General features: G+C 42.2%; 9 protein-coding genes. 3 read left to right on the top strand and 6 right to left on the bottom strand.

Annotated features, from left to right (window positions below; genetic code table 11):
- Positions 1–3: 3 nt before the first annotated feature.
- Genes ACF8OV_RS18825 through ACF8OV_RS18815 form a run of 3 tightly spaced genes read left to right on the top strand, consistent with a single transcriptional unit; the run spans position 4 to position 2,469 of the window.
- On the top strand, positions 4–789 hold the full coding sequence (locus ACF8OV_RS18825) for an ABC transporter permease (RefSeq protein WP_065766918.1): 786 nt from the start codon (positions 4–6) through the stop codon (positions 787–789).
- On the top strand, positions 789–1,808 hold the full coding sequence (locus ACF8OV_RS18820) for an ABC transporter ATP-binding protein (RefSeq protein WP_029792262.1): 1,020 nt from the start codon (positions 789–791) through the stop codon (positions 1,806–1,808). The genes ACF8OV_RS18825 and ACF8OV_RS18820 overlap by 1 nt, the downstream gene beginning before the upstream one ends.
- A 1-nt stretch (position 1,809) precedes the next feature.
- Complete coding sequence (locus ACF8OV_RS18815; protein ID WP_140203247.1) at positions 1,810–2,469, top strand: HAD family phosphatase; 660 nt, start codon at positions 1,810–1,812, stop codon at positions 2,467–2,469.
- 568 nt (positions 2,470–3,037) lie between these two features.
- Here ACF8OV_RS18815 and ACF8OV_RS18810 read toward each other — a convergent pair.
- The 6 genes from ACF8OV_RS18810 to ACF8OV_RS18785 form a co-directional block, all read right to left on the bottom strand.
- Positions 3,038–3,877, bottom strand: a complete 840-nt coding sequence (locus ACF8OV_RS18810) for a DNAase (RefSeq protein ID WP_203504403.1) — start codon at positions 3,875–3,877, stop codon at positions 3,038–3,040.
- Positions 3,878–4,259: 382 nt separating this feature from the next.
- Positions 4,260–5,108 (bottom strand): DNAase, encoded by an 849-nt coding sequence (locus ACF8OV_RS18805; RefSeq protein WP_140275728.1) that lies wholly within the window; start codon positions 5,106–5,108, stop codon positions 4,260–4,262.
- Positions 5,109–5,112: 4 nt separating this feature from the next.
- Positions 5,113–6,333, bottom strand: coding sequence for an alpha/beta hydrolase (locus tag ACF8OV_RS18800; protein ID WP_023583954.1), 1,221 nt, complete (start codon positions 6,331–6,333; stop codon positions 5,113–5,115).
- A 416-nt stretch (positions 6,334–6,749) separates the two neighbouring features.
- A complete protein-coding gene (locus ACF8OV_RS18795; protein ID WP_005464185.1) occupies positions 6,750–7,016 on the bottom strand; it encodes a hypothetical protein in 267 nt (88 codons plus the stop codon).
- A 336-nt stretch (positions 7,017–7,352) separates the two neighbouring features.
- Positions 7,353–10,511, bottom strand: a complete 3,159-nt coding sequence (locus ACF8OV_RS18790; RefSeq protein ID WP_203504401.1) for an efflux RND transporter permease subunit — start codon at positions 10,509–10,511, stop codon at positions 7,353–7,355.
- 13 nt (positions 10,512–10,524) lie between these two features.
- Positions 10,525–11,682 carry an efflux RND transporter periplasmic adaptor subunit gene (locus tag ACF8OV_RS18785; RefSeq protein WP_011106254.1) on the bottom strand — a complete coding sequence of 386 codons (1,158 nt, stop codon included), beginning with the start codon at positions 11,680–11,682 and terminating at the stop codon, positions 10,525–10,527.
- Positions 11,683–12,024: the final 342 nt, after the last annotated feature.

The following is a 12,024-nucleotide window of genomic DNA, read 5'->3' as shown; positions in this document are numbered from 1 at the left end:
ACCATGCAAGACATAAATTCTCGATTCCATAAAAGCGTCGTTTACACCATCGTCGGAATCATGCTGATCCCGATTCTAGCGACGTTCATTTACTCGATTTCTTCTCGCTGGGGCGCAACGATTCTGCCTGATGGTTTCACTTTTGACTGGTACATTAAACTGCTTACGGATCCTCGCTTCTTACAGGCGTTTGGTCGCTCGCTCTTTATTGGCCTTTCAGCACTAGCGCTAAGTGTTGTTCTCGTACTGCCTGCGATTTTCGTAGTGTTTTACTACTTTCCGAAACTCGACAAACTGATGAATATCCTGATTTTGCTGCCATTTGCAGTACCACCCGTGGTTTCGTCTGTGGGCCTTCTTCAACTCTATGCTGACAGCGAAATTTCCCTCATCGGTACACCCTGGATTTTAGTGGGCACTTACTTCACCATCGCATTGCCATTTATGTATCGCGCCATTTCCAACAGCTTTGACGCCATCAATTTACATGATTTGATGGACGCCGCGCACTTGCTTGGCGCAAGTACGACCAAAGCTTTTTTGTTGATCATTTTGCCCAATTTAAAGAAAGGGTTAATGGCATCGTTGTTCCTCTCCTTCTCATTCTTACTAGGAGAGTTCGTGTTCGCCAATATTTTGGTTGGCACTCGCTACGAAACCCTACAAATCTACTTGTACAACATGCGTCAAACCAGCGGCCACTTCACATCTGCGCTCGTGATGACCTATTTCCTGTTTATTTTCTTACTGACTTGGTTGGCAAGTCGTTTCAGCCGAGGAGTCGAATAATGAGTTACGTAACCGCAAAAAACCTTACCAAACGTTTTGGTGACAATACGGTATTTGAAGACATTCAATTCGCTATCGAACAAGGCGAGTTCATCACGCTTTTAGGGCCTAGTGGCTGTGGTAAATCCACCCTACTTCGCAGTCTTGCGGGTTTAAATCCGGTTGATGGTGGAGAAATCTGGGTAAATGGCGAAGAGATCACCCACCAAGTGCCACAAGAAAGAGGCATCGGTATGGTTTTTCAGTCTTACGCGCTGTTTCCAAACATGACGGTTGAGGGCAACATCGCCTTTGGCTTGAAAATGAAGAAACTCGCCTCTGATGAAATTCAACGCGAAGTGACAAAAGTCATAGAGTTAGTTGACTTAAAAGGCAAAGAAAAACACTACCCACACCAACTTTCTGGAGGCCAACGTCAGCGTGTGGCGTTAGCCCGAGCGCTCGTGGTTAAACCTCGTATTCTTTTACTTGATGAACCGCTTTCGGCACTGGATGCAAAGATCCGTAAGCATCTTCGCCAACAGATCCGCGATATACAAAAAGAGATGAACCTAACTACCATCTTTGTGACTCATGACCAAGAAGAAGCGATGATCATGTCTGATCGAATCTTTTTGATGAACAAAGGGGAGATTGTTCAAGCCGGCACACCAGAAGCGATCTACACTCACCCTGCCAATGAATTTGTGGCTGGGTTTATGGGGCATTACAACTTGGTCGATGCTAACAAAGCCAAACAACTTTTTAATATCGATACCGAATGGAAGGTGGCAATTCGTCCAGAGTCCATCTACGTGAAAGAGCATGGTCGCCAATACGGAAACCATATTTCTGCACCGCAGATGGGAACCATCAAAAATCACCAACTGCTTGGCAATGTAATTCGCTACCAAGTATGCGTCGAAGAGTGCAATCTTACAGTCGATTTGCTCAACCGTTCATCCGAACGCTTGCTAGCTAACGGCAGTCAACTAGAGCTGCTGTTTAACCTTAATGAAATTCAACCAGTGAGAGCCTAACATGTCCAAACCTTTGTACGTCTTTGATATGGACGAAACTCTAATCAACGCCGACTGTGCGATGATTTGGAATGCGTTTTTGGTTGAAAAAGGCATAGCAACGCAACCAAACTTCATCGAGGAAGATCAGCGTTTAATGGCCTTGTACGCAGAAGGGAAAATGGACATGGAGGACTACTTAGAATTCTGTATGACACCATTGGCTGACATGCCCGTTGCACACGTCCATACGTTGGTAGAGGAGTGTGTAGAGCACCACATCCTGCCTAAGCAGTTTGAGCAATCCAAAACGTTGATAGCACAGTTGGATCGCGATGACATCGATATGGTTATCATCTCTGCGAGCGTGACATTCTTAGTCGAAGCGGTCGGCCGTCGATTAGGAATTCCCGTCGCATTAGGAATTGATTTGGTTGAGAAGCACGGCAGCTACAGCGCTGAAATTGCAGGCGTTCCGAGTTATCGAGAAGGCAAAGTTATACGCTTGAAAGCATGGTTAGATTCTCAGCCAGAATCTTATTCTGAAGTCCATTTTTACACCGACTCCATCAATGATTTGTCTTTATGTGAATATGCAGATTACGCATATTTGGTGAATCCATGCCCTCAATTAAAAGCACGCGCAGATAACGCCAATTGGACGGTTTTGTCTTGGGATTAGCCGTCAACATCTCAAGCGAATCTTAACAAAGTAAAAGAGCGAAATAGGCTGCTCTTTTACTTTCTTGGCTTTAATTTCCATCGCACCTAAGAGCATAACCTACCACTCAAACACGCTGCTGCTCTCGCGCAAAAACAAAACACATCATTAACAAACGCAAGGACTTTATGTCACCTTAATCTGAGATATGAAAGATTGAGAACATACTGAGAGCGAATTTATATAACAAAAACAAATAAGCAAAACTCAATTTATGAGTCAATTGGTTATCAAAAACTGAGTTTATGCACACTGCGCGTACAGTCGAACAACATATTCACAATCCAGACTAACGATAATGAAATCATTGATTGAAGAATTAACATTTTAACAATGATTACAACAATGTTAACTTTAGCCCCGTTGGTCGCGCTGGTGGTAAGCCTTTCACCAAGCCTATTGTCAGTTTTATATGGACGTTCGACCACCTCCAAAATGAATAGACACCCAATTTGGTGCCCTTTTTACGCCCGCAGAGGAAATTCTTTGCGGGCTTTTTTCTTTAAGTTGAAAGTCAGAGCGCACAGGATCAGTTTTGTTTCGTCAATCTCTCTACCTTGGAGGTAGTATACGAATCAACAAGCGGAGACAATTCTAGTAACTCTAACACCTTTTTCTCAAAGGTTTCATCAGCACTTCTCACCCAATCTAAAAACTTCTTTTGAGCAAACATAGGCTCGATTTCGTATAAAAACTCGATACTAAAGTAAAACTCGTTTTTGATATGCAAATTGTAAACTCTTCGATAGTCCTTCTTATACTCCAAGTTACCTTCTACGTATTTTGAGTAAGTTTTCTCTCCAACATCAATAGCTTGGCATTTAATTGGGGGGTAGCCGCGAAGAAACTCCCCTACGAGAAACTCTTCTTTCGCTCTCTTTTTTTCTTCGTTTATCGGCTCTAATCCCCAGCGATGATTTGCGTAATCGATAGCATCATTCATCATCTCTGTATGATCTCCTTGCTTAGATCCATCAGGAGACTCTAGAGCATGATAAAACTCCACATACTCTTTTTCTATGAATAAAGACAACTGATTGATAGAATGAATACTCTCATTGGCAGACTTGATCCGTAGCCTAATATATAAACCACCTTGTTTATTTATAGGTAATAGAGGGTTTAATATTTTTTTTTGAAATGAGAAATAAATAGAAGCCAATTTTATTAACTGTTCATGCCGTTCTACTTTTGAGTCAACATCGAATTGTTTTAACTCCACAAGATCTTGGTATACATGCCCTTCATATATATTGTTCGGACACTCAAATGACAATACTAAGTCATCTATCTGGAATACATTATGTAGCAAGTTTGAAAAATCTGGTTTTCCTCGAAAGCCACCTTTACAAATTTTAATAAGGCCCATATTTCTAACTCTTGTTCTTTAAATATGCATCAGTATCTTTTAAACGTTTACTAGCCATATTAGTACCAGATACTCTGCTAACAAATTAGTAATCTTCATGCCGACTTTTTAAAAATAATGAAAATTTACATAATATCCCATGAATTATATAATAAAAATGGATAACGAGAATAATACCCCACTCAAGGTGCATTCAAACTTAACAACCAGAATTATAGAAGTAACATAGCAATATATGTCACTAAAACTAACTACATGTTATGTCTTTCGCTTGTGGCAAGTTTATAGCCAGTGGGACATTCAAGCTCATCTAAAATGAATGTATCTCCTCTTAGTTTGAAGCCCTTTTTCACCCGTGAAGTTATTTTTACATTGAAGTGCATTACTCTGCATTAGTGTCTTCGCCCAACCTCTTTATCCTAGCGGTCGTACAGGAATCGATAAGTGGCGACAAATCTAGTAACTCTAGTACTTTTTTTTCAAAAGTTTCATCGGCACTTCTCACCCAATCTAAAAACTTCTGCTTGGCGAACATCGATTCGTACTTATACCAAAATTCTATGCTCAGATAGAATTCATTTTTTATAGGTAAATTGTACACTCTTCGTAATTCATTCTTATACTTCAGGTTGCCTTCTGAGTATTTTGAGTATTTATTTTTTCCAACTTTAACGGGCTCACACTTTATTGGTGGATAACCTCTTAAAAAACCTCTAATTAAATATTCTTCTTTTTCCCTTTTTCGGTCTTCACCTTCTGGGTTCTCCCCCCATTGTTTGTTCGCACGTTCAGTCACATCTTTCATCAAGCCTGTATGATACCCCCGCATAGAGCCTTCGTTTTGCTCAGATGCATGGTAAAACTCATAATATTCCCTTTCTAAAAATGAAGATAATTGATTAATATTATTAATACCTTCACCAGCAGATTTTACCTTTAACCTAATATATAAACCACCTTGTTTATTAACAGGAAACAAGGGGTTTAACATTACTTTGTGAAACAAGAAGCATACCGTAGCTAACTTTATAAACCTTTCATGCCTCTCTATTTTTGATTCAACATCGAACTGTTCTAAATTAACAAGATCCTGGTGTACATGTCCTTCATAAATGTTATTCGGACACTCAAATGACAGTACTAAGTCATCTATCTTAAATGCATTATGTAATAAGTTAGAGAAATCCGGCTTTCCTCTAAAACCATCTTTACACATTTTAATAAAGTTCATATTTCTATCTCTTGTTCTTTAAATATGTATCAATATCTTTTAAACGTTTACTAGCCATGTTGGTACCAGACATCATCAGTTGTCTTCGATAGGATTCAACACCAAAATAGGGTAATGTATGTGGGCTCTCTGTGACCTCTCCATTCATCACCAATCCTAAAAACTTACAGCAACGGACGAGACTACTTGTCGACAATGGAGTTTGCCTCGCAGCAATGTTGGGGACAATATCAAAAGGGTTAGTCCTGGTTTTCGTGTAATTAATCTTCAAGCCAAGCTGCTGTGCATTTTTCCCTATCTTCGTTGTGTTTGCGCCCCCTGCGTGCACCACGACTTGTTGATTCAATAATCTTAAGCTCGGATTCTTTTTTCTAACATACTCAAGCGCAGAGTTAAAAATAATGGCACCTTGGCTATGTACTGTCCATTTGACTTGTTTACCCTGCTTCGCACATTGTTTCATTACCGCTGCAAGGTGTTGAGCATTGTGCGAAGTGAAACGAGTTTTGTCATAAACACATTCAATCAGATCTAGCTTCGCATTATCAGAAGGGTTGTGAAACAACGTATACTCTGTAGGCTTATCTTCTGTATATGCCACCTGCGTATGAACTCCCATTAATGTCGCTGCTTTCTCATAATCATTCAGCATTCCATTTACCGAGGCGTGAAGCGTGTTAACTTGATGTGTAGAGCGTGCCTGAGCATGATCCCACTCAGCCAAAAGTAACTCCGCTTCCTCGTTACTCTGTGTTCCATCGTATTCACTTCTTCTACCTTCTATTTTTTTCACATGGTACATCTGGGTTCTTTGTTCTGGATGTCTTCCGATCTCCTTGCCATGCAATCTTTCATCAAATGCAATATCATGAATTACAACGTTTCCATCTATAAGTATGCAAGTTAACAGGTAATGGTAATTTTTGAAGGGATATCTGGTGCGAAATATTCGAAGCAATGGATTACGTTTATGTCTAACTACCGACGGTGCGCTTGGATTCGATGAAAGAAAATACATTTCTTTGATAACTTGTTTCTGATCATACTCATTTAGAGACGCAAGCATGATGAGAGATTGTCTTGATAGATACAGCTTTTTATTGCTAAAGAGTGCAGCCGAAATTCTCACTCGCCCATGTAAGAATTGTTCAATTTCATTAACCGATTTATTATTTAGCCCAATGTAATCAAAAGCCTCTTTCCTTTCAATAAACTCCCAAGTCATTACGAATCCCTATTCAAATAAAAGTGGGACATATACTAAGGTATGATGAAGGATAAAAAGGAGACTAGATCTTTTCGAAATTTCAAATATATAGCATCGCCTCCAATTTAATGAAAACAACAATTTTAAAAATTACACTCATTCCTATACTTGATGATAATTCACTAGATATATACATCTATTGATACAGAGGTTAAGTGCCTTAAATCTCGTTTGAAACAAGAGACACTTAACCATTGAACTAGAAATTATTGAGATACTTATCCATAGATACTAATTATACAGTACACCTGTAACAAAAAGGCCAGCCTGAAAGGCTGGCAAGTAGAGCAACAAGGTCAACGCCTACTGCTAACTAGCGTCGAACTCGTATTGGATACATCATTTTAATTTTATTGATTGTTCACAATCGGAGGTTATGACTTGCTCGCTTCGTCTTTGCGGCACTTCACCTTTACTAGCTGTGCCTGCTCATCTTTGATGTTTTTCACGATTCGAGCATCACGCGCATCAATTGCGTCTATGTTCATTTGCTGAATATCTGCTACAGCTTCATGCTTCATTTCAGAAAAGTCCTGACGTAAATCTGAGCTCCACTCTTCTCTGTCTAAAGTGTTAGCAGCAGCGATTGGCGATGAAGTTACAACAATAAGACCTAGAGTAGATAGAATTACGCTTTTCATAATAAGCTCCTTGAGGATTAGCAGTTCATTTTGGTTACAATTTAGATATTGCACATACAATGCCAACTTTTTAATCCTTTAAATTCAATAACTTAATAAATTTTTTATTTTTATATTTATATCAGCATGGTAAATTTCGCACCCCAAGTGTTAAATTAACCAAGCAAATCCAACATCCAATTTCATTCAGTTAATCTATAGTATAGAGCGCCATTTCTCCTCACAGTTATCGGCTCAAAACGTGCGCCTCAAACATTCATCTAAAGTCATTCAGGCCTAAATCCTCGGCATAAAAAAAGCAGCCCGAAGGCTGCTTTTTTATTAAGACAAGAGATGCTAGTTCGATGTATTCGCAGAAATATCTGAAGATACTGACGATTTTCTAAAACGACCAATGACACGCTGGAACAATCGCTTAATCGCTCGAAAGATGTTTTTAATATCTTCAAGCATTAGATACAGACAAGGTACTAACACCAACGTCAGGACTGTGGCATACAGCACAGCAAAGCCCAAAGCGACGGCCATTGGTATTACGAAACGTGCTTGTAGACTGGTTTCGAACATAATAGGCAATACACCCGCAAAGGTCGTGATGGATGTCAGCGTAATCGCTCGGAAACGCGCGCAACCAGCCTCAACCACCGCCTGCTTGATGGTCATCCCTTTCTCTCGCACTTGGTTCACATAATCTGTCATCACCAACGAGTCGTTGATCACCACACCTGCAGCTGCGATCAAACCAAATGTCGACATCATGCTAATGTCTAGCCCCAACCAGAAATGCCCCCAAATAGCCCCTGTTAAACTAAACGGGATAACAGACATCACGATAAGAGGCTGGGTATAGCTCTTCAATGGTACGGCAAGCAAGATATAAACAATGATCATCCCTGCCACAAAGAACATGATTTGTTCGTTGCGTTGCGCGGCTTGCTCTTCGATGTCACCACCCAGCTCTGTTTTGACACTTGGGTGAAGCTTCTTCATATCAGGCAAAATACTATCGTCGATGATTTCCACAATTTCTTGTGGCTCAACGAGTTCTTCATCAATAGAGCCGTACACATAAACGGTTTGATAACCACCTTCGCGACGAATTGTGCTAACCCCAGGCTGCTCACTGATATTCACGACATCGCCCAACATCACTTTCTTGCCTGCTGGCGTAGTAATGACAGCGTAACGTAATGAAGAAAACGCTTCACGAGTCAGTTGAGGATAGCGAACCATGACTTTGATCTCTTCACCGTCGCGAATCAAACGCTGTGCTTCTCCGCCGTAAAAACTGCCGCCGACTTGTTGCGCAATCATGGTCAAGTCAAGACCGAGATCGTACGCAACAGGTGCAAGAGAAAGAAGTACTTCTTTGCTTCCTGAATCAATGGATGACGAGATATCGTACAGCCCTTCTTCTTGCTGCAAACGTTCAATCAAGTAACGTCCTGCTTGATTAAGTTCATTGATGTTGGAGCCAAACAGTAAGTAGCCAAACTCATCACGATCGCCACCACCGGCACTTTGTTCGCGGATCTTGATACTCTTCATCCCCGGAATAACAGGCATCGCCTCACGCCAGCGTCGAGCAAGTTCAAAGGTATTGAACGGACGAATTTCCTCATCGACAAGCGGCACTAACACTCGTCCTTCGGTGCGGCTTCTGTTGTAAGAAAGCACATCGCGAATCATACCTTGCCCATGTTCAGCAATAGTTTGAGACTCGACCTCTTGCATGACACGCTCGATGGTTTTCAACGCTTCAATGGTTTGCTCACTGGAAACCGTGTCATTCATCTCGATAGTAATCGCAGGGTAATCCGTCGGTACTTTCGGGTTAGGGATAACACGCACATAGTTGGATTTAACCAATGCAGCACTGATCAGCAATAAACCACAAAACACAGCAAATACCGTCCAACGCCAATGCGTACAGGCTTTCACGAAGTTACGATAAGTGCCGTTTACAAAGCCGAAGAAACGTTGGTTGAAACGATCTCGCCATCCACCAGGTTTGACGGGTTTAAAATGGGTATGCGCCAAGTGCGCTGGTAGGATCAACTTTGATTCAATCAAACTGAAGATCAAACACAGAATCACGACACCAGCAATGCCGTAAAAGAAAGCGCTATCAATACCACTCGAAAGCAAGAATGGTGCGAATACAGCAATCGTTGTCAGAACACCAAATGTCGCTGGCGTAGCAACGCGTTTGACACCGCGTACCACGTTCTCGACACCGCCGCCCTTTTCTTCGATTTCACTGTACGCACTTTCTCCCATGACGATGGCGTCATCCACCACAATTCCGAGCACCATGATGAAAGCGAACAGCGAGACGATGTTCACTGTAATACCCAAAGCTGGCATCATCATCACCGCACCAAGGAAACACACTGGTAAGCCGATCATTACCCACATCGCCAAACGGAAACGTAGGAAAATCGTCAACATGATCGCAACAAGCACCGCGCCTTGCAGCAAGTTTTTCAGCATCATGTCGAGACGACCATTTAGGTAGTACGTCATGTCGACCAGAATTTTTAGCTGAACATCACTCGGCAAGGTTTTGTTTTTGGCTTCGATGTAGTCACGAACTGACTGAGCAACCGGAATGATGTTTTGATCGCGCGTCGCTTCGACTGACATGTAGATAGCATTTTGACCCGAATACTCGAAGTAGCGCTCTTCTTCGGTAAAACCATCTTTGATGGTGGCAATGTCTTGCAACAATACCTTGGCACCATTGGCACCTAGCTTAACGGGAATATTTCTAAACTCATCTCCACGGTAATATTGGTTCTCAATTCGAACAGCAATCATCCCAGAGTTTGTTTTGACTTCGCCTGCCGAGAAGTTCGCAGAGTAACGACGAATGGCATTGCTTACGTCATTCAACGTTAGGTCGTACTTACGCAGCACGAGGGGATCGACTTCAATCGCAATCTCTTCCTCTGGCGCACTTAAATACACCAACATGACGTTATTAAGCTGCAGAAGCTCATCTTCAATCTGCTTCGCAATCGGCTTAAGCTCTTCAAGAGGCCTGTCCCCCACCAGCCCCATTTCTATCACGTCTTGTCGCCATTCAACCTGATAGACATTGATGGGCTCCATGCCAAGAGGCAGGTTAGAAATAGTATCGATGCGCTGATTCACATCATCAAGCACTCGCTTGATATCCGCGTTGACATCAACTTCGATAGAAATATAAGCACTGCCACGAGAAGCTCGTGACACCACTTTTTTAATGCCAGTAACGTCTTTGATCGACTCTTCCACTTTGACCAAAATACTCTCTTCAATTTCTTGAGGAGACGCACCTGGATAAGTCGCGCGAACGTCGATGTAGTTCACTTCGATATTCGGGAACATCTGACGCTGGATAAACATGTAACTCACGATACCCATGATGATGATAAACACCATCAACAGGTTGGCAGCCACAGGATTATTGGCAAAATAGGCAATGATGCCCTTTTGATTCGTATCTTCCATGACAAACTCCTACTTACTGTACGACGGTTTCGGAGTCGTCATTCTTTTTTGCAATTTGAACCGCCATGCCTTTTTGCGGGTATTCAGGAAGAGTCAGGACCAATTGGTCACTTTGTTCCAAACCTTCACCTACCAACATGAATTCTCCCTCCGCTCTTAACACTGTGACAGTGCGAGGCTGAAGTTGATTTTCATCGTTGACGACCCAAACCGTGCGGTTTTTCACTAATTCTTGTGGAAGACGATAGATGTGCTTGAGCTCTTTGCCCGTAAAGCTGACTTCTACGTAAGAACCAAATTTGATTGGCGGTTGCTGGTTATCGATGCCATAAGGGTCTTCAACCTGAATCACCATATTGATCATGCGCGTGGCGCTATCAATCATTCCCAAATCGCGAACGACTTTACCTTCACGTGTGGTCGAGAGAATGCCTTGCTGAGTTACGGTTGCTGTCAGCTCTTTGATTGACTCCGGCAAAAACGCACTATCAAAACCAGCAATTGGAACATGCACTTCCGCCACTTCGATGTTATTCAAAGTTGCGACACGAGATCCCGACGTCACAAACTGACCCACACCGACATCACGCTCGACCACTAAAGCATCGTATGGCGCAACCACTCGGCAGTTTTCCAAGTCGCGATTTGCACGTTTGAGAGCGGCTTGAGCAGACTTCACTTGCGCTTGCGCGCTAAGCACCTGAGGTTTACGCAAGTACAGATCGGTAACTTGCTTGTCGCTAAGTTTCTTCGCTTGGCGTTTCGCCACTTCCGCTTTTGCTTGTTCTTCAATTAACGATGCACGAGCGCTAGCCAGACCCGCTTCAGCTTGAAGTACGGCCGCTTCATAATTATCGCTTTCTATCGTGAATAGCACTTCCCCACGCTTCACGATGCCACCGGTTACAAAATTAGGGTGCCAACTGATCACTTCACCGCTGACTTGAGCAGAAAGGTGTGTTTTTTCGAATGGAACCAATTCGCCATGGCTGGTAATCACGACTTTATGGTCAGTAGGAAAAAGAGAAGAGGCTCGAACTGTGGGTTCGGTTATGGTTTCTTTTGTTGACTCTTTCTCTGGTGCTGTCGCTGCAATCGCAGCATATCCAGCGTAAGATCCGCCGACGACAACGAAGGGTAAAAGCCAACGTACTATGGGTTTTGCTAACATCAAAAATCCTTTTTTATTGTTGTATTCAGCCGAATGCTCGTGTTGGTTTTTTCAACCTAAATGCGACATCAAAAAGCATAATGCTCAATGAGTTAGCAAGTACTCCCTGTGAGCAATCGGTGAGTTCATTGCATCTGAAATAGACGAAGATATTTGTACTTCTGTAGCGACTAACAACATAGTGTGTGGCCGTTACATCATTCAACTAACTTGAAACGAAATCATGCAGTTCAAGGCAAGGAACCCGTGTTCGTTGCCTGCTTGCTGAGGCCAATTACAAGTAAAGTAAGAGAGCTGCGTTTTTCTGTGGTGACTAGCCACAAATAACCGTCTATTCAAAGT

It is taken from the genome of Vibrio sp. GLN_1 (assembly GCF_043106015.1).
GTDB lineage: Bacteria > Pseudomonadota > Gammaproteobacteria > Enterobacterales > Vibrionaceae > Vibrio > Vibrio parahaemolyticus.
Note: the sequence above shows the minus strand (reverse complement) of the source record. Positions and strands in the feature narration are given on the sequence as shown.